The 23,186-nt window shown below is 72.5% G+C and carries 21 protein-coding genes and 2 tRNA genes; 12 read left to right on the plus strand and 11 right to left on the minus strand.

Going from position 1 to position 23,186, the window contains the following annotated elements:
• The first annotated feature begins 26 nt into the window (after positions 1-26).
• The 3 genes from ehuA to IG84_RS0128585 all read left to right on the plus strand — a co-directional run bounded on the left by ehuA (position 27) and on the right by IG84_RS0128585 (position 2,006).
• The gene (gene ehuA / locus IG84_RS0128575) at positions 27-797 is read left to right on the plus strand and encodes an ectoine/hydroxyectoine ABC transporter ATP-binding protein EhuA (protein ID WP_078649486.1); all 771 of its coding nucleotides are present in this window, start codon (positions 27-29) and stop codon (positions 795-797) included.
• A 271-nt stretch (positions 798-1,068) separates the two neighbouring features.
• Positions 1,069-1,827: an IclR family transcriptional regulator gene (locus IG84_RS0128580; RefSeq protein ID WP_031063080.1), complete on the plus strand. Its 759-nt coding sequence runs from the start codon at positions 1,069-1,071 to the stop codon at positions 1,825-1,827.
• A gap of 105 nt (positions 1,828-1,932) precedes the next feature.
• A tRNA-Lys gene (locus tag IG84_RS0128585) sits at positions 1,933-2,006 on the plus strand.
• Positions 2,007-2,091: 85 nt separating this feature from the next.
• On the opposite strand, the gene IG84_RS0128590 is transcribed toward IG84_RS0128585, so the two are convergent.
• The 4 genes from IG84_RS0128590 to IG84_RS0128605 form a co-directional block, all read right to left on the minus strand.
• Complete coding sequence (locus IG84_RS0128590) at positions 2,092-2,685, minus strand: lytic polysaccharide monooxygenase auxiliary activity family 9 protein (protein ID WP_031063083.1); 594 nt, start codon at positions 2,683-2,685, stop codon at positions 2,092-2,094.
• 167 nt (positions 2,686-2,852) lie between these two features.
• Positions 2,853-3,272 (minus strand): SsgA family sporulation/cell division regulator, encoded by a 420-nt coding sequence (locus tag IG84_RS0128595; RefSeq protein ID WP_031063086.1) that lies wholly within the window; start codon positions 3,270-3,272, stop codon positions 2,853-2,855.
• A 6-nt stretch (positions 3,273-3,278) separates the two neighbouring features.
• Complete coding sequence (locus tag IG84_RS43000; protein WP_078649488.1) at positions 3,279-4,751, minus strand: SPFH domain-containing protein; 1,473 nt, start codon at positions 4,749-4,751, stop codon at positions 3,279-3,281.
• Between the two features lie 11 nt (positions 4,752-4,762).
• A complete protein-coding gene (locus IG84_RS0128605; protein WP_031063091.1) occupies positions 4,763-6,097 on the minus strand; it encodes a peptidoglycan-binding protein in 1,335 nt (444 codons plus the stop codon).
• Between the two features lie 317 nt (positions 6,098-6,414).
• Between IG84_RS0128605 and IG84_RS0128610 the strand changes: the two genes are divergently transcribed.
• The 4 genes from IG84_RS0128610 to glxA all read left to right on the plus strand — a co-directional run bounded on the left by IG84_RS0128610 (position 6,415) and on the right by glxA (position 11,562).
• A tRNA-Lys gene (locus tag IG84_RS0128610) sits at positions 6,415-6,488 on the plus strand.
• 109 nt (positions 6,489-6,597) lie between these two features.
• Entirely contained in the window at positions 6,598-7,278 is a 681-nt protein-coding gene (locus IG84_RS0128615; RefSeq protein ID WP_031063094.1) for a FadR/GntR family transcriptional regulator, read from the plus strand.
• A gap of 433 nt (positions 7,279-7,711) precedes the next feature.
• Positions 7,712-9,616 carry a glycosyltransferase family 2 protein gene (locus tag IG84_RS0128620; protein WP_031063098.1) on the plus strand — a complete coding sequence of 635 codons (1,905 nt, stop codon included), beginning with the start codon at positions 7,712-7,714 and terminating at the stop codon, positions 9,614-9,616.
• Positions 9,613-11,562: a radical copper oxidase GlxA gene (gene glxA, locus IG84_RS0128625; protein WP_031063099.1), complete on the plus strand. Its 1,950-nt coding sequence runs from the start codon at positions 9,613-9,615 to the stop codon at positions 11,560-11,562. The genes IG84_RS0128620 and glxA overlap by 4 nt, the downstream gene beginning before the upstream one ends.
• Positions 11,563-11,637: 75 nt before the next feature.
• Here the strand turns inward: glxA and IG84_RS0128630 are convergent, their stop codons facing one another.
• The 3 genes from IG84_RS0128630 to IG84_RS41270 all read right to left on the minus strand — a co-directional run bounded on the left by IG84_RS0128630 (position 11,638) and on the right by IG84_RS41270 (position 13,839).
• The gene (locus IG84_RS0128630; RefSeq protein ID WP_031063101.1) at positions 11,638-12,696 is read right to left on the minus strand and encodes a glycoside hydrolase family 6 protein; all 1,059 of its coding nucleotides are present in this window, start codon (positions 12,694-12,696) and stop codon (positions 11,638-11,640) included.
• A gap of 341 nt (positions 12,697-13,037) precedes the next feature.
• The gene (locus IG84_RS0128640) at positions 13,038-13,679 is read right to left on the minus strand and encodes a sortase domain-containing protein (RefSeq protein WP_211266538.1); all 642 of its coding nucleotides are present in this window, start codon (positions 13,677-13,679) and stop codon (positions 13,038-13,040) included.
• On the minus strand, positions 13,666-13,839 hold the full coding sequence (locus tag IG84_RS41270; RefSeq protein WP_157848952.1) for a hypothetical protein: 174 nt from the start codon (positions 13,837-13,839) through the stop codon (positions 13,666-13,668). The genes IG84_RS0128640 and IG84_RS41270 overlap by 14 nt, the downstream gene beginning before the upstream one ends.
• 433 nt (positions 13,840-14,272) lie before the next feature.
• Between IG84_RS41270 and IG84_RS0128650 the strand changes: the two genes are divergently transcribed.
• A complete protein-coding gene (locus tag IG84_RS0128650; RefSeq protein WP_031063111.1) occupies positions 14,273-15,052 on the plus strand; it encodes an HAD-IIA family hydrolase in 780 nt (259 codons plus the stop codon).
• A gap of 46 nt (positions 15,053-15,098) precedes the next feature.
• Here IG84_RS0128650 and IG84_RS0128655 read toward each other — a convergent pair whose 3' ends face one another.
• Positions 15,099-16,259: an ROK family transcriptional regulator gene (locus tag IG84_RS0128655; protein ID WP_245659630.1), complete on the minus strand. Its 1,161-nt coding sequence runs from the start codon at positions 16,257-16,259 to the stop codon at positions 15,099-15,101.
• Positions 16,260-16,315: 56 nt separating this feature from the next.
• Between IG84_RS0128655 and IG84_RS0128660 the strand changes: the two genes are divergently transcribed.
• The 3 genes from IG84_RS0128660 to IG84_RS0128670 all read left to right on the plus strand — a co-directional run bounded on the left by IG84_RS0128660 (position 16,316) and on the right by IG84_RS0128670 (position 18,950).
• Positions 16,316-17,437, plus strand: a complete 1,122-nt coding sequence (locus IG84_RS0128660) for a Gfo/Idh/MocA family oxidoreductase (RefSeq protein ID WP_031063118.1) — start codon at positions 16,316-16,318, stop codon at positions 17,435-17,437.
• Complete coding sequence (locus IG84_RS0128665) at positions 17,434-17,907, plus strand: heme-degrading domain-containing protein (RefSeq protein ID WP_031063121.1); 474 nt, start codon at positions 17,434-17,436, stop codon at positions 17,905-17,907. The genes IG84_RS0128660 and IG84_RS0128665 overlap by 4 nt, the downstream gene beginning before the upstream one ends.
• 71 nt (positions 17,908-17,978) lie before the next feature.
• Entirely contained in the window at positions 17,979-18,950 is a 972-nt protein-coding gene (locus IG84_RS0128670) for a DUF3048 domain-containing protein (protein ID WP_031063123.1), read from the plus strand.
• Positions 18,951-18,965: 15 nt separating this feature from the next.
• Here the strand turns inward: IG84_RS0128670 and IG84_RS0128675 are convergent, their stop codons facing one another.
• The 3 genes from IG84_RS0128675 to IG84_RS0128685 form a co-directional block, all read right to left on the minus strand.
• Positions 18,966-19,823, minus strand: coding sequence for a fumarylacetoacetate hydrolase family protein (locus IG84_RS0128675; protein ID WP_031063126.1), 858 nt, complete (start codon positions 19,821-19,823; stop codon positions 18,966-18,968).
• 146 nt (positions 19,824-19,969) lie between these two features.
• On the minus strand, positions 19,970-20,755 hold the full coding sequence (locus tag IG84_RS0128680) for a YidC/Oxa1 family membrane protein insertase (protein ID WP_031063130.1): 786 nt from the start codon (positions 20,753-20,755) through the stop codon (positions 19,970-19,972).
• Between the two features lie 128 nt (positions 20,756-20,883).
• Entirely contained in the window at positions 20,884-21,189 is a 306-nt protein-coding gene (locus IG84_RS0128685) for a DUF6412 domain-containing protein (protein ID WP_031063134.1), read from the minus strand.
• 166 nt (positions 21,190-21,355) lie between these two features.
• Between IG84_RS0128685 and IG84_RS0128690 the strand changes: the two genes are divergently transcribed.
• A complete protein-coding gene (locus tag IG84_RS0128690) occupies positions 21,356-23,176 on the plus strand; it encodes an AMP-dependent synthetase/ligase (protein ID WP_031063137.1) in 1,821 nt (606 codons plus the stop codon).
• The last annotated feature ends 10 nt before the right edge of the window (positions 23,177-23,186 follow it).

Below are 23,186 nucleotides of genomic sequence, written 5' to 3' on the forward strand. Positions count from 1 at the left end.
TCTCGAAAGAAACGGCCAACCCGGCGGTGGACGGCAGCGAGCTGATCCGCTTCGACCACGTCACCAAGCGCTTCGGGACCAATACGGTCCTGGACTCGCTGGACTTCACGGTCTCCTCTGGCAAGCACGTCACCCTCATCGGCCCGTCCGGGTCCGGCAAGACCACGATCCTGCGGCTGCTGATGACGCTGCTGAAGCCGGACGAGGGCACGATCCGGGTGGGCGGGGAGTACCTCACCCACGAGAAGAAGGGCGAGCGGCTCGTACCGGCCGGCGAGAAGCACACCCGCGAGGTGCGCAAGAACATCGGCATGGTCTTCCAGCAGTTCAACCTGTTCCCCAACATGAAGGTGCTGCGCAACGTCACCGAGGCGCCGGTGCACGTGCTGGGCATGCCCAAGGAGGCGGCCGAGGAGCGCGCCCACGAGCTGCTGGACCTGGTGGGTCTGACCGAGCACGTGGACAAGTACCCCAGCCAGCTCTCCGGCGGCCAGCAGCAGCGGGTCGCCATCGCGCGTGCCCTGGCCATGCGGCCGCAGGTGCTGCTCCTGGACGAGGTCACCTCCGCGCTCGACCCCGAGCTGGTGGCCGGCGTCCTGGATGTGCTGCGGGACATCGCGCACACGACCGACATCACGATGCTGTGCGTGACGCACGAGATGAACTTCGCGCGGGACATCTCCGATGACGTCCTGATGTTCGACTCGGGCCGGGTCATCGAGTCCGGGCCGCCGGAGAAGATCTTCACGGAGCCGGAGCACGAGCGGACGCGGGAGTTCCTGAGCGCGGTGCTCTGACTCCCCCGGCGCACCAGCGGCCCGCCGCCCCACAGGGGGCGGCGGGCCGCTTTGTCCTTGGAAACAGTGCCGTTGGCATATGCCATGGTGGTGAATCGCTGAACAGAAGCATGCTGAACGACGATTTTCACTCAAGCCCCCCTCCTGTACGGCCGGTTGACCGCTATCGTGGTACGAGCCCCGCCACCCGGTAAGGCCGCGCGACGCATGGTGTCCGTGACGGGTGGCGACGGTGACGATGCAAACGGTCACAACCTGCTAGGGGGACACCGTGGCGCCGACGTACGAGCCCACCGCGCCTTACCACTCGGTGCGCTACGCACTCCGTGTGCTCGAAACGGTTTCCCGGCACCCCACCGGCACGACCGACGCGCAGATAGCGCGGGAGACCGGCCTGCCCGCCGCCCATCTCACGCACATGCTGGCGATGCTGCGCCGCGAGGGCTATCTCGACCAGCTCTCCGACGGCGCGTACGTGGTCGGGGATTCCCTGTCGCTGCTCGGCGGCGGCGTCGACCGCGCCCAGGCCCTCAACGACAAGCTGCAGACCTCGCTGGACGAGCTGCGCGACTCCGTCGGCGCCGCGGTCTACATCAGCCGTTACATCGACGGCGAGGTGCGCATCCTGCACTACGCCGACGGCCCGCAGGCCCCCAAGGTCAACGAATGGGCGGAGTTCCACCGCACGGCGCACGCGAGCGCGATGGGCAAGTGCCTGCTCGCCCAGCTCGACCACGACGGCCGGCGGGACCACCTCTCGCGGCACAAGACCGCCCGGCTCACCTCCCGGACGATCACCAACGAGAAGGTGCTCTTCCACAAGCTCGACAGTCAGCCGGCCTCCGTCCCCGTCCTGGACCTCCAGGAGTACGCCGTCGGCACGGTTTGCGCGGCCGTCCCGATCACGGCCGGCGCGACGGTGGGCTGCCTCGCACTGTCGATGCCGCTGGAGCACGCCCACCGGCTGCGCAAGGCGGCCGACACGCTGAACCGCAGGGCGGCTCCGGTCCTGCTGTCGCTGGCGCTCTGACCTGCCGCCGGGCACGCAGGCTCCCGGCGGCCGGGCCGCGGTGTGGCCGGGGCCACATGGTCCGGAGCACCTCTCGGGACCAGGTAGTATTTACGTCGTCAGCAGGCGCCGCTAGCTCAGTTGGTTAGAGCAGCTGACTCTTAATCAGCGGGTCCGGGGTTCGAGTCCCTGGCGGCGCACAGACAGCGAAGGCCCTCACTCCGGTGAGGGCCTTCGTCGTGTGCGGAGCCTTCGTCGTGTACCGGGGCGGCCGGCGGCCGGGTGTTACGACAGGTTCACGTCGGCGCAGGAGTAGAAGGCGTTGCCGGTGTCGGCGATGTTCCAGACGCCGAGGATCATGTGCCGGCCCGTGTGGCCGGTCGGGACGGTGCCCTGCTGGGACCAGACCTCCGGCGGCTGCTTGCCGCCCATCGGCACGGTCATGAAGGGCTGCGATTCGAGTGCCGCGCGGGTGAGCGGCTTGCTCGGGTCCCAGCCCTGCTTGGTGATGTAGTACCGGAAGTCCGTCGTGGCGTGCCGCGCGGTCATCTTCCAGGTGAAGGTGAAGCCCTGGCCCGCCTTGAGAGCGGTGGCGGGCCACTGGCCGCCGCGCGGGTCGTCGAGCTCGGCGAACCCGGAGTTACCGCCGGCACAGATCTTGCCGTCGGCGGGGCCCGCGGCCGGGAAGCCCTTCGGGCCCTCGACGCTCTGCGGCTCCCACTGGATGGCGCCGCAGTTCTTGACGGTGCCGGCGGCGCACAGCGACTGCCGGCTCGGGGGCTGGGTGCCGTACCCATGGCTGGAGGCGCTGCCGGTGGCGAGCAGGGAGGCGCCGGCTATGCCGAGGGTGATCGCGGCGACGCTGATCTTCTTGCGCATGCTTCGCTCCTGAACGTGGGGGAGGTTCCGTGAGAGCCGTGCATTGCGGTCTAGACCAAGTCGCAGCGTAATGAGGGCTGTTGCACTTGTCCAGACCAATTGCCAACCGACTCGTCACCCGTTCCCCGCCGCCCGTTCAGGCGGCCGCAAGGTGCGCACGCAGGCGCTCAGTTCCGCTCCGCGAAGAGCCGCGCGAGATGTGCGTCCAGGTCGAGGAAGCGGCTCTCCTCCCCCGGGGGCACCACCTCGGCGGTCGCCCGCACCCAGGCCGCCAGGTCCGTCGCCTCGGCCGTCAGCGCGCACTCGCTCCCGGCGGCCCGCAGCTCGATGTGGACCCGGCGCAGCCCGACCGCGTCCCGGAACGGCCGCATCCGCACGTCCCCCTCGCCCGCCGGGCCGCGCAGCCCGGCGAGCAGCAGCTCCCGCGAGAACACCCAGGTCGTGACCGTACGGCCCTGGCTGACGAAGGCGACCCGCACCTCGTACGGCCGGTCGCTGCGGTAGCCGAACCGGCCCGCCACCGGGACGACGGTGTCCGGGCCGAGCAGCAACTGCAGCTCAAGGGTGCGCGTCGTGGCGGCGACCACGGCGCCTCACTCCTGCGCCGCCGCGCTGCCGCGGGCGGTGTAGAACGCCACGGTCAGGTCCTTGACCAGCGCCTTGCGTTCGTAGTCGTCCAGCTCCACCAGCCCCCGGGTGGTGAGCCGCCGTACGGTGTCGTCCACCGCGTCCACCACCGAGGTCAGCACGGTGTCGCGGTGCCGGGCGTCGATCGCGGCGATCTGCCGGCGGTGCATGGCCGCCGCCACCTCCGGCGCGTACTCGATGCGCGTGGGCTGTGCGGAGAACACCTCGATGCCCACCGGGCGGCAGTCGGCGGCGAGCTGCGCGGTCAGCGCGTCGCCCACCGCGTCGGCGTCCCGCAGGCTCGGGGACTCCTCGTGGAAGGCGTCGGCGGGCAGCCGGCCGAGCACCCGGGCGGTCCCCGCCTCCACCTGTTCGCGCAGGTAGGTGAGGTGGTCGTCGACCGCGTACCGGGCCCGCGCGGCGTCCACGACCCGCCAGACCACCAGCACCACGGCCCGCAGCTGCACCCCGGCCGCGTCCACCGCCGGCATCGGTTCGCTGCGCCAGTGCCGCAGCCGCACGTCCACCCGGCGGCGGCGCAGCACCGGGCTGATCCACACCAGCCCGGTGCGCCGGACGGTGCCGCGGTAGCGCCCGAAGCGGCTGAGCACCCAGGCACCGCCGACCCGGCCGCGTGCCAGCCCGCCGAGCGCGAAGAGGGTGGCCGCGCAGCCCAGTACGAGCAGCGCCAGGTCGCGGGGCAGCAGCGGCGTCGGGGCCCGGCCGGGCAGTCGCAGCAGGCGTACGGCCTGGTCGGGCAGCATCCCGTGCCACCACAGCAGCGCCCCGCAGCACGCGGCGGCGAGCAGCCCGGCGCACAGCGCGGGCCCGCCGGGGAGCGAGGGGCCGCGCCGCTCGGCGAGGTCCGGGTCCTCGGCGGGGACGCGCCGACTGCCGGGCCGTACGGACGCGGGACGGCCCGGGCCGCTCTCCCCGTCGGCGGCCGGGGAGGTCACCCGGCTGCCGGCGTCGACCACGCCGAGGGCGTCGGTCAGTACCGCGCGCTCGGCGGTGTCGAGCAGCTCCTCGGCGGCCTCGATGCCGGCCGTCGGTGGCAGGTCCTGCGGCCCCGGGTCCGGTTGGGGCTCCGGCACGGGTTCCGGTTCGGGCCGCGGGACGGGCGCCGGGTCGGGCATCGGCTCCGAGGCGGCCGCCCAGTACGGGGCGGAGGGCCGGCCGGTGGATGCGGGTACCTCGGTGTCCGTGGGGGCGAACCCCGGCGAATCCGTGAGTGCGGCTCCCTGCGCGCCCGTCGGCGCGGCCCCGGCCGGGACGCCGAATTCGTCCACGAAGGGCAGTCCCGTGTCCGGGTCCATCAGGGGGACCATCCGCGGCGCCTGTCCGTACCCCCGCGCCCCGGCCCCCGCCGGGTCCGCCCGGTCCGCCGGATCCGCCGGGTACACAGTCTCCGGCTGTCCGCTGTCCGTTCTGCCTGCCATGAAGTGCTCCGTCATAGGAAGAGTCGCCGCCAGGTCTCGGGGCCCGGATGGCCGTCCGCGTCGGCGCCGCGCCAGCCCTGCGCGCGCTGGAACGCCTCGACGTTCCTGCGGTCCGCCTCCGACCAGCGCGGTCCGGGGCCCGAGGTGTAGTACTTGCCGTAGCCCTTCTTCACGAGCTGCCGGCCGAGCCGGGTGATGTGGCTGCCGCTCTGCCCGGGCCGGAAGTGCCGGACGCCGGGGAAGCCGCCCGCCTTGCCGGCGGCCGCGTGGCCGCCGATGTTCCGGCCCTTGCCGCCGGTCAGATACGCCCAGGTGTCCGGCCCGGGAAGGCCGTCGGCCTCCGCGCCGCGCCACCCCTGGGCGCGCTGGAAGGCGCGGGTGGCGGCGCGGTCCGCCGCGCTCCAGCGCGGCCCGGGCCCCGAGCGGTAGAACGCGCCGCCGCCGCGGGCCACCAGCAGGCGCCCGAGCTTGGTCACCCACGCGTTGTCGGCGCCGGGCCCGAAGTGCCCGAGGCCGGGGAAGGAGTGCGAGAAGCCGTTCGGCAGTCCGCCGTCGGGAAGCCCGCCGTCGCCATCAGGAAGGCCGCCGTCGACCAGATTCCGGTAGCGATAGGGCACGTATTTGTCGGCGTTGCTCCAATACGCGTACGGGGTGACCCTTTTCCGGGCGTGTTGCGGCGCCAGTTCGTACGCGACGTACTTCTTCCGCGAGGCGTCCGCCCAGCCGCCGAAGACGGTCACGTGCGAGCCGGCCGACGGGTTCCCCGCGTTGTGGAAGAGCAGGATGTCGCCGGGCCGCAGCTCGTCCTTCGTTATCCGCACGGCGTACCGGCTGAGGGATCCGGTCCACTGGTTGCTGCCCAGCCCCCAGGCCATCGAGACGAAGCCGGAGCAGTCCTCGCGGTAGCCGTCGGACCAGTAGCCGTTCATGTTGTACGGCACCCGGGCCGCGATCCACGCCTTCGCCCGCGCGATGATCGCCGCGCGAGTGGTGGAGCGCGGCTCGTCGGCGGGCCGCGCGCGCCCGCCGGCCGCACCGCCGTACAGGCCGCTGACCGGGCCCTGTGTACCCGGCGTGGCATCCGGGGCCGGGGCCGGTCCCGTGCCGCCGGCCGGCCCGGCCGCGGGACGGCCGGCCTCCATCGCGGGGAGGGCACCGGCGGCCGGGGTCGCCAGGACCGTACCGGCGGCGGCCGCCAGCACCAGCGCGCGGCGGGCGCCGTGCGCGGCGGGGTGGCCACCGTCCCTGAGCCGCGCTGTCTGCGCGAGGGTGCGCCGCTGCTGCGCGCAGCCCGCGCAGGGGCAGTCGTCCGCGGGCTCGAATTCGATGAAGACCGGCACCGTCATTCCCGTTCCCCTTCCGGCCACTGCGTTCTCATTGGCCTCACACGGGCACAGCTTCTCAACTACCGGTACATATCGCATGCTGACGGGGCAACTGATGACCTTGCGCACGGAAACCCTCTTCCCCGGAGCAAAACCGGCGAACCGTCGGGCGAAATCGCGCCAATCAGTCCCGACGGGGGATGCGACACGCGGGAGAAAAGCCGGACGGCACCCATACCGGCAGGAGTGTCACACCTCACACATTCGGCGGGTCGCCGGACGGCCTTCCGCGGTCCGGAGCACCCCTGGAGTTCGTGTAGAGTTTTCCAGGTCAGCGCGCGCCGCTAGCTCAGTTGGTTAGAGCAGCTGACTCTTAATCAGCGGGTCCGGGGTTCGAGTCCCTGGCGGCGCACGTAGGGCCAAGGCCCCCTCGTCACGACGAGGGGGCCTTGGTCATTTTTTACGGCTTCCTTGAGCGGAAGTGCTGGTCAAAACGGTGTGCCGGGGTGCAGAGTCACGGGATGGCGAGGGACATCCAGGAGCGCATCAAGAAGCTGATCATCGATGGGCGGCTGCCGTCCGGGGCGTCCCTGCCGACCGAGCCGGAGCTGATGGAGCTGCTCGGGGTCAGCCGGAACTCCGTGCGCGAGGCGCTGAAGGCGCTGCAGGCCATGGGCATCGTGGAGATCCGGCACGGCTTCGGTACCTATGTCGGGCCGATGTCGATGGCCCCGATGATCGAGGGCCTGACCTTCCGCACGGTGGCCGGGCACTACCGGGGCGAGGACAGCCTGCTGCAGCTGCTGGAGCTGCGCGAGGCGGTGGAGACCGGGCTGATCGCGCGGCTGGCGGGGCGAGTGCCCGCCGCCGACCTGGCCGAGCTGGACGCGATCGTGGCGCGGATGCGGACGGAGGCGGCGGCCGGCGGCGTCCGGGCCGAGACCGACCGGGCATTCCACGCCACTCTCCACCGCGGCCTGGAGAACCTCCTGCTCAGCGAGGTGCTGGAGGCGTTCTGGGACGCCTTCCACCGGGTGCGCACCGATCTCGTCGCGGCGCACGCCGACCCGGAGACCACGGTCCGCCAGCACGAGGAGATCCTGGCGGCGGTGCGGGACGGCGACGGGCCCCGCGCGGAGCGGGCGGTCCGCGACCACTTCGACAACATCCGCGACCGGCTGCGCAGTTCCGGCGAGCGCTGACTTCCCCAAGCTCTCGGCTCCGCTCGAACAGGAGAGACCCCAGCCCCGGGTTCTCGATTCCGCTTCCTGAAGGAGAGGGCGCGCGGAACGCCGCGCACTACCCCGAGTCCACCGATACGCCCACACCTCCCGTAAGCACGCATTCCGCCCTTGCGATCATGAAGGCCGGTTAGGGACCCTGACGTGACGGATGGGTCGAACATGGCCTTGACGAGCACGTGGGGAGGAACCACCGGCCGCGCCGCACGAGGGGTTGGGGAACCCTGCGCGCTGCCAGGCCGGCAGACCACGACCGGGCAACCGGAAGGCGGACGGCACGCGTCTGAGTACGCGGGCGGCCGAGACCACAGGGCCGAGCCGGTCGAGGGGGACCGAAGCCTCGGACGAGAGCACACGGACACGCAGCCAGTACTGCGTGCGGGGGGATGGAGTCATGACGTCGACGCCTACCGGCGCCCGGCAGGAACACCAGTACGACCCGTCCGCGACGACGCGCTTACGCCTGCCGGGCCACCAGCGCCGGCGACCGGTGGAGAAGAAGCCGCTCCCGCGCTACGACTACGAGCACTACAGCCGGCTCGCCGGCCCGCTGACGCAGCCCGAGCCCGGCAAGCCGTACAAGGTCCGGTACCGCAGCCTGCTCGCCGACGAGCCGCACCGCTTACGGGCAGCCCTGCTGCTCGGCGCGGCCCCGCTGGTCTCCCTCGGACTTCTCGCCTGGCTGCTGCAGCCCGCCCACTGGACCCAGCGCGACTATCCGCAGTTCGCCTTCCTCCCCGTCCTCGACGTCGTCATGCTCGTCTCGATCGGCCTGATCGAGTTCTTCCGCTGTCTGAACGTCCTCTCCAACGCCCACGCCACGCTCGTCGCCCGCGATCCCATACCGGTCGTCCCGGAGAACGGCACCCGCGTCGCCTTCCTCACCTCCTTCGTGCCCGGCAAGGAGCCACTGGAGATGGTGACGAAGACGCTGGAGGCCGCAGTCCGGGTGCGGCACCGCGGCGTGGTGCACGTCTGGCTGCTGGACGAGGGCGACGACCCGGCTGTCAGAGAGGTCTGCGCGAGACTCGGGGTGCGCCACTTCACCCGGCACGGCATACCGGAGTGGAACCGCCCCAAGGGCCCGCACCGCGCAAGAACGAAGCACGGCAACTACAACGCCTGGCTGCAGGCCCACGGCGACGAGTACGACTTCTTCGCCTCGGTCGACACCGACCACGTACCGCTGCCCAACTACCTGGAGCGGATGCTCGGTTACTTCCGCGACGAGAACGTCGGCTTCGTCATCGGGCCCCAGGTCTACGGCAACTACGACACGTTCGTCACCAAGGCCGCCGAGTCCCAGCAGTTCCTCTTCCACGCGCTGATCCAACGGGCCGGCAACCGCTACGGCGCCCCCATGTTCGTCGGCACCTCCAACGCCGTGCGCATCAAGGCCCTGAAGCAGATCGGCGGGCTGTACGACTCGATCACCGAGGACATGGCCACGGGCTTCGAGATGCACCGCCACCGCAACCCCGCCACGGGCAAGAAGTGGGCTTCCGTCTACACCCCCGACGTGCTCGCCGTCGGCGAGGGCCCGACCGCCTGGACCGACTTCTTCACCCAGCAGCTCCGCTGGTCGCGCGGGACGTACGAAACGCTGCTCAAGCAGTTCTGGAAGGCGCCCTTCACGCTGTCCCCGGGCCGCTTCTTCAACTACACGATGATGGTCATCTTCTACCCGATGTCCGCGCTGAACTGGATACTCGCCGCCCTGAGCTGCGCGCTCTTCCTCGGGCTCGGCGCCTCCGGCGTCCAGATCGACCCGGCCGTGTGGATGATGCTCTACGGCAACGCCTCGGCGCTCCAGATCGGCCTGTACGTGTGGAACCGCCGGCACAATGTCTCCCCCCATGAGCCGGAGGGCTCCGGCGGCGTCGCCGGCATGCTGATGTCCGCGCTCTCCGCACCGATCTACGCGCGCTCCCTCTTCGACGCGGCGCTGCGCCGCAAGAGCAAGTTCGTGGTGACCCCGAAGGGCGACTCCTCCAGCCCCGACACCCTCTTCGGGACCTTCCGGGTGCACCTCTTCTTCCTCCTGGTCTTCGGCTCCTCGCTGATCGCCTCCTTCTTCTTCGGCCACGCCCACCCGGCGATGATCGTCTGGGCCGTGCTGGCCCTGCTGGTCTGCTGCGTGCCGATCGCCCTCTGGCGCTGGTCGCTGCGCCGGGACGCGCGGCCCGCCGGCGATGCCGAGGCCCCCGAAGCGGCCGATGCCGGAGCCACCGAGGCCGGGACCGCCGAAGACCAGCTCGCGCAGACCGTGCAGATTCCCGTGGGGGGAACCAACCGATGAGATACCGACCGAGCCGCCGCACCCGCCGTTTGGGGATAGGTGCGGTGGTGGTGACCGCGCTGGCCGCCATGAACGGCCCGGCCGTGTACGGCTTCGCCTCGGAGCAGTACCACTCGTACAAGATCAACCAGCCGGAGTACAAGCAGCGCAACGGCCACTGGGACGTGCTGGACGTCCCCGCCGAGTACAGGATCAATACGATCCACGCGGCCCTGCTGCACACCGGCAAGGTCCTGCTGGTCGCCGGCTCCGGCAACAACGCGGCGAACTTCAAGGCCAAGTCCTTCCGCACGGTCCTGTGGGACCCGGCGAAGAACGCCTTCAAGAACATCCCCACGCCGACCGACCTGTTCTGCTCCGGCCACACCCAGCTCCCGGACGGCAAGCTGCTGGTGGCGGGCGGCACCCAGCGCTACGAGACCCTCAAGGGCGATGTGAAGAAGGCCGGCGGCCTGATGATCATCTACAACGAGGACCCGGACGGCCCGAAGACCTTCCCCGCCGGCACGCTCTTCACCGGCAAGGAGAACGGCAAAACGTTCGTCTCCAAGGACCCGGTCGTCGTGCCGCGGGCGAAGAAGATCAAGGACAAGGCGACGGGCAAGGTACGGGTCGAGCACAGCGAGGCCCGGGTCTACGTCGAGGCGCGCAAGCAGGGCCGCCAGTACGCCACAGGCGCCCAGGACAACTACCGCATCCACGGCCTGACCGGCGCGGACGCCCGTAACTTCTACGGCATCGCGCAGAAGCTGTCCTTCGACAAGAAGGACTTCCAGGGGATCAAGGACACCTTCGAGTTCGACCCGGTCGCCGAGCGGTACATCCGCGTCGACCCGATGAACGAGGCCCGCTGGTATCCGACGCTGACCTCCATGGAGGACGGCAAGGTCCTCTCGGTCTCCGGCCTCGACGAGATCGGCCAGGTCGTCCCCGGGAAGAACGAGCTCTACGACCCGAAGACCAAGAAGTGGACGTACCTGCCCGAGCAGCGGTTCTTCCCGACCTACCCGACGCTCTTCCTGTCCGGCAAGGGCCAGGTCTTCTACACCGGCTCCAACGCCGGGTACGGCCCGGACAACAAGGGCCGCAAGCCCGGGATCTGGGACCTGAAGAGCAACAAGTTCCAGGTGGTGCCCGGGATGAGTGATCCGGACATCCTGGAGACGTCGATGTCCGTACTGCTGCCGCCCGCGCAGGACCAGCGGTACATGGTTCTCGGCGGCGGCGGGGTCGGCGAGGACCCGCGCGCCACGGACAAGACCCGGATCGTGGACCTGACCAAGCCGAAGCCGCGCTTCCAGGACGGGCCCGACCTGTATGCGAAGACCCGCTATCCGAGCAGCGTGATCATGCCGGACGACACCGTGCTGACCACCAACGGCTCCGGCGACTACCGCGGCCGCAGCGACTCCAACATCCTGGCGGCCGAGCTGTACGACCCGGCGAAGAACACCTCCCGCCGCGTCGCAGACCCCCTGGTCGGCCGGAACTACCACTCCGGCGCGCTGCTGCTCCCCGACGGCCGGGTGATGACCTTCGGCTCCGACTCGCTCTTCGCCGACAAGGACAACACCAGGCCGGGCGTCTTCCAGCAGCAGATCGACCTCTACACCCCGCCCTACCTCTTCCAGGGCGCCCGCCCCGACCTGACGGCCAAGGGCCCCACGACCGTGCAGCTGGGCGGCAAGGCGACGTTCGGGACGTCCCACAGCTCCTCGCTCAAGAAGCTGCGGCTGATCAGGCCCGGCTCGTTCACCCATGTCACCAACGTCGAACAGCGCTCCCTCGCACTGGCCTTCACGACGAAGGGTGACTCGGTGACCGTGACCCTGCCCAAGGACCCGGCCCTGGTCCCGCCGGGCTGGTACATGGTCATGGCCGTCGACGACGAGGGCACACCGTCGAAGGCGGTGTGGGTGAAGGTGCCCGCGGCCGAGAAGCCCTGACGCCGCGTAAGAACGGAGGGGGCGCCCCATGCTCGGGGCGCCCCCTCACCGCGTCACTGCTTGCCGTTCACCGCGTCACTGCTTGCTGTTGCGGGCCAGCTCCAGCGCGTACGACGGCCACCACTTGCCCGCCTGCGGGCCGCCCTTGCACGGGCCGTCCGACTCCCCGGGCCGCTTGATCCAGAGGTAGGCGTCCACCAGCCCGTCGTCCGTCTTGACGGTCGGCGGCTCGCCCAGCGCCCGGCCCCGCGGGTTGCACCAGTTCTCCGGGTCGTCGCCGCCCGGCGCCGGGCCGTTGCCGTTCCGGCTGGTGTCGATGACGAAGTGCTTGCCGCCCACCATCGCGGAGAGCCGCTTGCCGTACTTCTCGTTCTCCTCGGTGGTCTGGTAGTTGGAGATGTTCAGCGCGAAGCCGTCGGCGCGGTCGATGCCGGCCCGCTTCAGGGGCTCCACCATCCGCCCCGGGTCCTTGATCCAGTGCGGGTTGCCCGCGTCGAGGTAGACCTTGGTGTGCGGCAGCGCCTTGAGCTTGCCGACGGCCTCGGTCAGCAGCGCGTACCGCTCCTCGTGGAACTGCTCCGGCGTGCACTTGTCCTCGATGTGCGGCAGCGCGTCGGGCTCCAGGATCACCGTCGTGGCACGGTCGCCGATGCCCTTGACCACGCCGTCCAGCCACGCGCGGTACGCGTTGCCGTCGGCGGCGCCGCCCTTGGAATAGCTGCCGCAGTCGCGGTGCGGGATGTTGTAGAGCACCAGCAGCGCGTCGCGGTCCGCCTTCGCGGCCGCCTCGGTGAAGCCGCGGGCCTCGCCCTGCGGGTCCTCGATGCCGATCCACTCCGCGACGGGCTGCGTCGCGATGCGGTCGATCAGCTCGGCGTCGTGCTGCTTGTCGCCCTTGCGGTACGCGGCCGCCTGCCGGGCCGCCTTGCCGTCCGGGTTGACCCAGTACGGCACCGTTCCCCTGGGCCGCTGCTCCGGCGGGCCGCCGGCGGAGCCGTCGGACGAGGAACATCCGGCCAGCGCCCCGGCCGCCAGCAGCAGCGCCGCCAGCGCCGGTACGGCAACCCTCATGACGCGGCGGTCACCGCGCCGTCCACTCGAAGTCCCCCCGGACCCCGGTACTTCGCCGTACATCCACTCCCCCCTCGGAGCACGGAACTTGGCCGGTCGCAGCAATCCTGGCACACCCGTGTGCACTGGCGACGGCCCGTGGGCAACCTGTTACAGCCCGCTGCCAACGCCCTCTATGCGGAGGGCGCGCAGGCGTTCTAAAGTGTGGGTCTGGCCCTGGCCCCCGGCCTGGAACGCGCACTTCATGGCGCCTCCCGCCGACGGCAGGGCAACTCCCGCAGTCCTGAATCGCGGCGGTCGAGGACCGGTCGGCCGGCGGTTCAGGGGGGAGCGAGCCGCCGGCCCGGCCGGGCGATCGTACGCCGCCGTCCGCGTGCCGCACTCCGCTCACCTCCTCGTTCCTCTCAGGGACCGCTGACCGCGCTCAAGTAGGCCGAGACGACGATCCGGTCGTCGCTGACGAGGCGCAGCTCGGCGCGGCCGCGCTCGTGCGCGCCGGTGATCCGCGCGGCGTCGAACCGTGCCGGCGAGTACGCCTGTACCTCCTCCACGGTGAACTCCGCGATGGAGCCGTCCGACCGGGCCACCCGCACGGTCTCCCCGGCGCGGACCTCGCCCAGTCCGGCGAAGACGCCGCGCCCCGGGCCCGCCGCACCGTGCCCGGCCAGCACGGCCACGCCCGGCCGTCCCGGCTGCGGCCCTGTCGCGTTCCAGGCCACGGCACCCGGCGTACGGGCCGGTGGCGCGAGGACGCCGCTCGGCGCACCGGCGGCGGCCGGCACCACGTCTGCGTGGGCCGTGCCCAGCGCGCCGATGCCGATCGCGGTGGGCCGGGCGGCGGGCAACGGGTCGTGCGCCCGCGGGAGTTCCTGGAGGAGGGGGCGGCCCACGGCGGCGACGTCGCCGGTGGTGGCGGCGCCCGGGAGCTGCCCGTCGCTCGGCCCTCGCCCCCATATCCACAGCCCGAGCAGCAGCAGTGCCCAGGCCACGCCGGCCAGCAGCCGGCCGTACCCGCCCGCCAGGGGCAGCCCCTCACTCGGCACCACCGCCACCCCGCTTCCGCAGCACGTGCACGATGCGGCCGATCACGACGAGGGCCACGCCGCCGGCCACCACCAGCCCCGCCGACCGGCCCGAGTTCATCCCGCCGACCGGCCGCCGGTCCTCGGTCACGAGCCGAAGGGGCGCGCCGGTGTCGAGAGGCATGGGGGCACCTCCCTGCTCGAGCGAAGCCGAGAGCTTGGGGGAGCGCGGAGGCCCGAAGGGTTGAGCACGGTCGGCCTCTCGACACCGGCTTCCGGCGCCCCGGAGGTGAACCGAGCCAGAGGAGCGGTACTCGGCGGGCGGCGGCGTGGCGGCCGGCGCCGTCACCCCCGCGGTGGCGGCGACCGGCCCGGGCTGCCCGTCGAGCCGGCCCGCCGGGTGCGCGGTGCCGGCGAGGACCACGCAGGCGGTGAAGGCCGTGCAGGTGCAGACGGTGAAACGCGGTGGACGCATGGTGAACCTCCGGATACTTCGAAGGTCCGCCCGGCGGCCGCGCTCCGCATCCTGAGCGGGCCGCCGCTTGCGCCGCAGGGGTGACGGGAAGCTCTCCCGTCACCCCTGATGCACGCGAGCGGGAGTGCATAGCATGGCGCTCATGACAGAGCGCAAGCCGATCGAATCCTGGCTCACCGACATGGATGGCGTGCTGATGCACGAGGGCATCCCCGTCCCCGGAGCCGACGCCTTCATCAAGAAGCTGCGCGACGCCGGTCGCCCCTTCCTGGTGCTCACCAACAATTCGATCTACACGGCCCGGGACCTGCACGTCCGGCTGAGCCGGATCGGGCTGGAGGTGCCGGTCGAGAACATCTGGACCTCGGCGCTCGCCACCGCCAAGTTCCTGGACAACCAGCACCCCGGCGGCTCCGCCTATGTGATCGGCGAGGCCGGGCTGACCACCGCTCTGCACGATGCCGGTTATGTCCTGTCCGACGCGGACCCGGATTTCGTCATCCTGGGCGAGACGCGTACGTATTCGTTCGAGGCGCTGACCAAGGCGATCCGGCTGATCAACGACGGCGCGCGGTTCATCGCGACCAATCCCGACAACACCGGGCCCTCCCCTCAGGGCGCCCTGCCGGCCACCGGTTCGGTCGCCGCGCTGATCACCAAGGCGACCGGCAAGGACCCGTACTTCATCGGCAAGCCGAACCCCTTGATGATGCGTACGGCGCTGAACACCATCGGGGCGCACTCCGAGACCTCCGCCATGATCGGTGACCGGATGGACACCGATGTGCTGGCGGGCCTGGAGGCCGGGATGGAGACGTTCCTGGTGCTCACCGGGCTGACGGGCAAGGGCGACCTGGACCGCTACCCGTTCCGGCCGACCAGCGTCGTCGACTCGATCGCGGACCTGGTCGACCTCGTCTGAGCCGCGCGCCACGGGGGCGCGGCTCAGAGCGCCGCGGGCAGCCCGCTCAGAGCGCCGCCCGCGCCCCCGTGAACGGGCCGCGCGGCGGGGCGAAGAGCGTGGCCAGCACCAGATGGGCCGCGCCGAGGGCGACCATCTGCGCGCCGCCGGGCGCGGGCACGACCGGGACGGCACGGGCCCCGGCGGCACCGTGCGCGCGCAGTTGGGCGTCGAGCGAGGCGGCGACTCCCCGTACGTACGCCTGGGGGTCGGCCAGTACCGTACGGCCGCCCAGCAGGATCCGGTCGACGTCCAGCAGCTCGACGAGGTTGGCGGCGCCGACGCCGAGCACTCGCGCCGCCTCCGCCGGGTCACCTGCCGCGACCGCGGCCAGGCACAGCGCCTCGATGCAGCCGCGCTTGCCGCAGCCGCAGCGCGGGCCGTCGAGCTGCACCACCTGGTGCCCGAACTCCCCCGCACCCGTGCGCGCACCGCGGTGCACCGCGCCGCCGAGCACCAGCCCGGCGCCCAGCCCCGTCCCCAGGTGCAGATAGCCGAACGACTCGGCGCCGTCGGCCTGCTGGGCCAGTCCGTGCGCCGCCGCGTTGGTGTCCTTGTCCAGGACCACGGGCAGGCCGAGCCGCTCGGCGAGCGCGGCGCGCAGCGGGTAGCCGTCCCACCGCGGGAGGCCGGTGACCCGGTGCAGTACGCCCGTACGGTGGTCCAGCGGTCCGGGGCAGGCGACACCCGCGCCGATCACCTGGGCCTCGGGCGCCGCGGCGCGCACCTCGGCGACCCGGTCCGCGGCCGCCGCCAGTACCTCGTCCGCGCCCGCGCCCAGGTCCAGCGGCGCGCGGCGGACCGCGACCGGCTCGCCCGCCAGGTCGGCGAGGACCGCGACGCTCTCGTCCCGGTCCAGGTGCAGCCCGATCGCGTACCGGGCCCCGGGGACCAGCCGCAGGACCGTACGGGGCTTGCCGCCCGTGGACGCGCGCCGCCCGGCCTCGGCGGCGAGCCCCGCCTCGCGCAGCCGGGCCGTGATCTTGCTGACCGCCTGCGGGGTGAGCCCGCTGCGCTCGGCCAGCTCCAGCCGGCTCACGCCGCCCTCCCCCGCCGCGCGCAGCAGCCCGAGCAGCACGGCCGCGTTGTGCCCGCGCAGCAGGGGGAGGTTGGCGCCGCCGAGCGCGCGCTCGGCCAGGTCGGAGGGGGGAGGGTGTTCGCTGCTCACCCCTCTATTGTGCGGACCGCTTGCACTTTGGCAACAGCGTTGCTTAAGTGGGAGGCATGAGCAGCCCGAGCGACTCCCCCGGTACCGCACTCCCCGGCAGCCCCCTGCGCGTCGGCCTCATCGGTTACGGCCTGGCCGGCTCCGTCTTCCACGCCCCGATGATCGCCGCGACCGAGGGTCTGGTCCTCGACACGGTCTCCACCTCCAGCCCCGACCGCCAGGCGCAGGCCCGCGCCGAGCACCCCCAGGTGCGCACGGTGGGCACGCCCGACGAGGTGCTCGCGCGCGCCGCCGAGCTGGACCTGATCGTGCTGGCCTCGCCGAACAAGACGCACGTACCGCTGGCCACGGCTGCCCTGGAGGCCGGGCTGCCGGTGGTCGTGGACAAGCCGCTGGCCGGGACCGCCGCCGAGGCCGAGCAGCTCGCCGCCCTGGCGAAGGACCGCGGGCTGCTCCTCTCCGTCTTCCAGAACCGCCGCTGGGACAACGACTTCCTGACCCTGCGCAAGCTGGTCGAGGAGGGCGCGCTCGGCGAGGTGTGGCGCTTCGAGTCGCGGTTCGAGCGGTGGCGGCCCAAGCCCAAGGGCGGCTGGCGCGAGTCCGGCGACCCGGCCGAGATCGGCGGGCTGCTGTACGACCTGGGCAGCCACGTCGCCGACCAGGCGCTCACCCTCTTCGGCCCGGCCGTCTCGGTGTACGCGGAGTCCGACGTGCGCCGCCCCGGCGCCGAGGCCGACGACGACACCTTCATCGCGATCACGCACGCGAGCGGCGTCCGCTCGCACCTGTGGGTCAGCGCCACCACCGCGCAGCTCGGCCCGCGCTTCCGGGTGCTCGGCAGCGAGGCCGGTTACGTGAAGTACGGCCTGGACCCGCAGGAGGCGGCGCTGCGCGAGGGCCGCCGGCCCGGCGCCGCCGACGCCGAGTGGGGCGTGGAGCCGGAGTCCGCCTGGGGCCGTATCGGCGCCGGCGAGTCCCCGCAGACCGGCGGCGGCGAGCCCGTGCCCACCCTGCCGGGCGACTACCCCGCGTACTACGCCGCGGTCGCCGAAGCGCTGCGTACGGGCGGCGAGCCGCCGGTCACCGCCCTGGAGGCGGCCGCCGCGCTGCGCGTCCTGGAGGCCGCCAAGCTCTCGGCCGCCGAGGGCCGCTCGGTCCGGATCGAGGCCGCCCGATGACCGCCGCCGCCGACGACATCGCGGCCCTCGAAGAGCACGAGCGCCGGCTGGTCTTCGACCGCTTCAGCAATGAGGACGCCTGGGCCCTCGGCACCCTCCTCGTCGAACTGGCCCGCGAACGGGACGCCGCCGTGACGGTCAGCATCCGCCGCGGCGCCCAGCGCCTCTTCCACTACGCGCTGCCCGGCACCAGCGCCGACAACGACGCCTGGCTGGACCGCAAATGCCGGGTCGTGGAGCGGTACGGCGAGGCGTCCTTCCTGGTCGGCGCCCGATTCCGCGCCAAGGGCAGGACCTTCGAGGAGTCCTCCCGGCTGGACCCGGACACCTACGCCGCGCACGGTGGCGCCTTCCCGGTCCGCCTCCGCGGCACCGGGGTCATCGGCGCGGTGGCCGTCTCCGGCCTCGCGCAGGCCGACGACCACGCCCTCGTCGTCGAGGCGTTGGAGCGTTTTCTGCGCCCCGCCTGACGGAATCCGTGCGCCCGCCCGGTCCACCGGGAAAGCTGTGGGGGAACCGGCGAGAGAGAGGCGGTACCCCCATGGCGTGGACGGGCGGGCGGACGAGCTGGACGGGATCATCGCGGCGGACCGTGCTGGCAGCGGGCCTGGCCGCGGGCCTGTCACCGATGGTGGCGGGGTGTCAGGCGGGCGACGACGGCAAGTCGCCGTTCACCGGCAAGGACGGCGCGGGCGACCAGGTACTGGCCGTCAAGATAGACAACGTCGCCGCGGCCCGCCCGCAGACCGGCCTGGAGGACGCCGACATCCTCTACACCGAAGAGGTGGAGGCCGGCCTGTCCCGGATACTGGCCGTCTTCGCCTCCCACCTCCCCGACCGCGTCGGCCCGGTCCGCAGCGCACGCGAGTCCGACCTCGAACTGCTCCGCCAGTTCGGGCACCCGGCACTGGCCTACTCGGGCGCGCAGGCCAAGCTGCGCCCCACGCTGGAGTCGGCCCCGATCTCCGCCCTGCCGCCACGCAAGGCACCCGACGCGTACGTCCGCAGCACGGACCGCGCCGCGCCGCACAACCTGTACGTGCGCCCGGCCCGCGCCCTGAAAGCCGCCTCGGACGCCTCGGCCCCCGCCGACATCGGCTTCCGCTTCGGCGCCGCCCCCGCGAAAGGCGGCACCAGGACGATGCGACAGGACGTCCGCTACCCGGCGGCCCGCTTCTCCTTCACCTGGTCCGAGAGCCGTGATCGCTGGCTGGTCGCCATGGACGGCACGCCCTTCCGCACCACCGGAGCCGGGCAGTTGGGCGTCGCCACGGTGGTGATCCAGTACGTGACCGTCCGCTCCTCCCGCCTCCACGACAAGTGGGGCAGCGTCACCCCGTACACGCAGACCGTCGGCTCGGGCGACGCCCTGGTCCTCCGCGACGGCAAGAAGTACCAGGCCGAGTGGTCCCGCTCCACGGCGGACGGCGGCACCACCTTCACCACCCCCGAAGGCCACGCCCTCCCCTTCGCCCCGGGCCCGGTCTGGGTGGCCCTCACCCCGAAGGGCTGAGGGCCACCCCACCCGTCACGCGTCCTTCAGTTCCTGGCGCTGGTGGCCCAGGCCGTCGATTTCGAGTTCGACCACGTCGCCGGCGCGGAGGTACGGCTTGGGGTCGGGGCGGCCCATGGCGACGCCGGCCGGGGTGCCGGTGTTGATGACGTCGCCGGGGTGGAGGGTCATGAACTGGCTGAGGTAGCGGACGACTTCGGCGACCGGGAAGATCTGCTCGGCCGTCGTGCCGTCCTGCTTGAGCTCGCCGTTCACCCACAGGCGCAGGCCGAGGGCCTGCGGGTCGGGTACCTCGTCGGCGGTGACCAGCCAGGGGCCCAGCGGGTTGAACGTCTCGCAGTTCTTGCCCTTGTCCCACTGGCCGCCGCGCTCGATCTGGAACTCCCGCTCGGAGACGTCGTGCGCGATGGTGTAGCCCGCGACGGCGGCGAGCGCCTGCTCGTCGGTCTCCAGGTAGCGGGCCGTGCGGCCGATGACGACGGCCAGCTCGACCTCCCAGTCGGTCTTCACGCTGCCGCGCGGGACGAGCACGGTGTCGTCCGGGCCGACGACGGTGTCCGCTGCCTTCATGAAGACGATCGGCTCGGCCGGGATCGGCGCGCCGGTCTCCCGGGCGTGGTCGTGGTAGTTCAGCCCGATGCACACGACCTTGCCGATGCGGCCGAGCGGCGCGCCCGTGCGCAGCCCGGCGGCGTCCAGCGCCGGCAGGTCGCCGGCCGCCGCTGCCGTACGGACGCGGTCCAGCGCCGTCTCGTCCGCGAGCAGCGCTCCGTCGATGTCCGGCACGATGCCCGACAGGTCACGCAGGGTTCCCGACTCGTCCAGCAGCGCCGGGCGTTCCGCCCCCACCGGTCCGACACGCAGCAGCTTCATCAGTACAACTCCCGTGGTCGTATGCGAAGGGTCGGCCCGGGAGAGGGGTCTCCCGGGCCGGCCGATGGAGTGCGGCCATCGAGCGATTTGGCCGATCCTCCAAGAACGGGGTCCCGCCCGCAAGACCCCGTTCACGTACTGGACCTTTACTCGGCGGTAGCGGTCCGGGACTTGGCAGTGGCCGCAGCGGGCTGCGTCTCCTCCCCCGTCCGCCCCCGCGCACGGTCACGGTCGCGCAGCAGCAGCGCTCGCTCGCACGCCGTCCAGGTCGTGCTCGTCACCACGTACAGGCTCGCGGCCAGCGGTACGAAGGCCACGGTCAGCAGGGTGCCAAAGGACAGCAGCGGCGCCAGCTTCGTCACGGCGCCCATGCCCGGCACCTCCGTGGCGGAGCCCGCGGCTCCGGCCGCCGCCGTCACCTTGCGCGCCCGCCGGTAGTTCCAGGTCGCGACCGCCGCGACCAGCACGAACAGCGCGCAGTAGACCAGCCCGTGCGCGCCGAAGGGGCCACCGTCGGCGAGCGCGTCCACCCAGCGGCCGCCGAGCGGCGCGTCCAGCAGCCGCTCGCCCAGCAGCCCGGAGCTGCGGGAGGTGAAGAGGTGGTACATGAGGAAGAAGACCGGGAGCTGCAGGAGCATCGGGAGGCAGCCGGCCAGCGGCGAGGCGCCCGCCTTCCGGTAGAGATCGGTCACCTCGCGCTGCATGCGCTCGGGGTCCTTGGCGTACTTCCGGCGTATCTCGGCCATCTGCGGGGCCAGCGCGCTGCGGGACTTCTCGCCGCGGACGGCGGCGCGGGCGAGCGGGTGCAGGGCGGCGCGCACGACCAGGGTGCAGACGACGATGGCGGCGGCGGTCGCCGAGGCGCCGAAGAGCGGGGAGAGCGCGTCGGCGAGGTGGCCGAGCGCGGCGCCGAGCGGGGCGAAAACGGACATGGGTGAGCCCTCCGGGGGTCTCGTCAGTACCGGAAAGAAAGCAATGCTGAATTCGGCAATGCGGATTTCGGTGTGACGAGCCGCGTGGCGGAGCCGTACGCGGAGAAGAAGAGCGCGCGCCTGCGCGCCTACGCGGCCGTCGGCAGACGGCGGCCGGGTGCCCTGGGCCGCGGGCGGCCCGCGGCGTCGGGATCGCGCTGGGGCAGGAAGGCCGTACGGCGTTCCCGGTCCCGGATGGCGGTGCGGACCCGGCCCGGCGGGGCGGGCCCGGCCAGCGTGGCGACGAGCACCGCGCGGCAGAGGAGGAGGACGGCCGCGGTGGTCGCGGCGGCGGTCAGGGCCGAGGTCAGGCCGCTCTGCGTGAGCAGCACGCCGGCCAGGAGGAACAGGAGCGCGCCGACGTACAGCCGCCAGGCATCGGCGATGCGCCGCATACGTGCTCTCCTCTCCCCCGCTCGGTTCTTCCCGCCCGAGTGCGCAAAAACCGCTCGGTTCTGTCCTCTTCCGCTCAAGAGTAACCAGGGATCTGTGCAGTAGGGCCACCAGCGGGTAACTTGCGTCCCTCCCGGCCGTACGGCCGGGACGTACGAGGGAGGTGTGGTGCGCGACGTCAGCACGCCCGCCCTGGTGACCGCGGCCCGTACCGGCGGCCTCGCCGACACCGTCCACGACCTGGCCGACCGGGTGCCCGCGCTCGCCCAGCTCGCCCGCCGGGACCCCGCGGACCCCGGCCGCTGGCACCACGTGTCCGCCGCCGCCTTCCGCGCCGAGGTGCTGGCGCTGGCCAAGGGGCTGCTCGCGGACGGCCTGCGGCCCGGCGACCGGGTCGCGGTGATGTCCAGGACCCGGTACGAGTGGACGCTCTTCAGCTACGCGGTGTGGTCGCTCGGCGCGCAGCTCGTCCCCGTCTACCCCACCGCCTCCACCGAACAGCTCCGCGCGCTGCTGGCCGCCACCGAGGCCGACACCATCGTCATCGAGCACGAGCAGCACGCCATGACCGTGGCGGCGGCCTGCGGCGCCGACCGCCGGCTGCGCCGCGTCTGGCAACTGGACCAGGACTGCGTCGGCCTGCTCAGCGGGCTCGGCGGGCATCTGCCCGACGCCGAGGTGCACCGGCTGCGCCGGGCCGTCACGCCGCGGGACACCGCGGCGGTCGTCCAGACCTCCGGCACCACCGGACGGCCGCGCGGCTGCGTGATCACCCACGGCAACCTCGCCGCCGAGTGCGACACGCTACTCGCGGGCTGGGGCCGGCTCACCGGGCCGCCCGGCACCCAGCCGTCGGTCCTGGCGTTCCTGCCGCTCGCGCACAGTTACGGGCTGATGGTCCAGGTCGCCTGCCTGCGCGGCGGCATCCTGCTCGGCCACGAGCCCGAGCTGACCCCGCAGGCCCTGCTGCCCGCGCTCGCGTCCTTCCGGCCCACCTTCCTCTTCGGCGTCCCGTACGTCTTCGAGAAGATCTACGACACCGCGCGCCGGGCCGCCGAAGAGGCCGGCCGGCTGCGGATGTTCGACGTCGCGACGGCCACCGCGCTGCGGTACGCGCGCGCCGTCGAGCGCCGCGAGCAGGGCCACGGCCACGGCCCGGGACCGGCCCTGCGCGCCCGGCACGCGGTGTACGAACGGCTGGTGTACGGGCGCGTCCGCGGGGTGCTGGGCGGGCGGGTGCGCAACGCCGTCTCGGGCGGGTCGCCGCTCCGCGCCGACCTGGGGCGGATCTTCGCCGGGGCCGGCCTGACCGTCTACGACGGGTACGGCCTCAGCGAGACGAGCGGAGCGATCACCGCCTGCCCGCCGGGGCGGGTGCGGTTCGGTACGGTCGGGCGGCCGCTGCCCGGCTGTGCGGTACGGATCGCCCAGGACGGCGAGGTGTGGGTGCGCGGTGACGTGGTCTTCGCCGGGTACGTCGACGAGCACGGGACCTCGCCGCACGACGGCTGGCTCGCCACCGGCGACCTGGGGCACCTGGACGAGGACGGCTACCTCGTGATCACCGGCCGCAAGAAGGACATCATCATCACCAGCGGCGGCAAGAGCGTCGCCCCGCTCGGCCTGGAGGAGCGGGTACGCGCGCACCCGCTGGTCTCGCAGTGCCTGGTGGTCGGCGACAACCGGCCCTACGTCGCGGCGCTGATCACCCTGGACCCCGAGGCGCTGGCGCACTGGCGGCGCTACCGCGGCGGGCTGGAGGACGCGCGCCCCGGCGACCCGCCGGAGGAAGGCGTCCGGGCGGCGGTCCAGCGGGCGGTCGCGGTCGCCAACGCCTCGGTCTCGCGCGCCGAGTCCATCCGCGCCTTCCGCATCCTGCCCGGCGAGTTCAGCGTCGCCGACGGCCTGGTGACGCCCTCGCTGAAGCTGCGCCGGGCGGCGATCGAGCGGGCGTACGCGACGGAGATCGAGGCGCTGTACGCGGGCTGAGCGGCGCGCC

This window comes from Streptomyces ochraceiscleroticus (assembly GCF_000720485.1).
Taxonomy (GTDB): Bacteria; Actinomycetota; Actinomycetes; order Streptomycetales; family Streptomycetaceae; genus Streptomyces; species Streptomyces ochraceiscleroticus.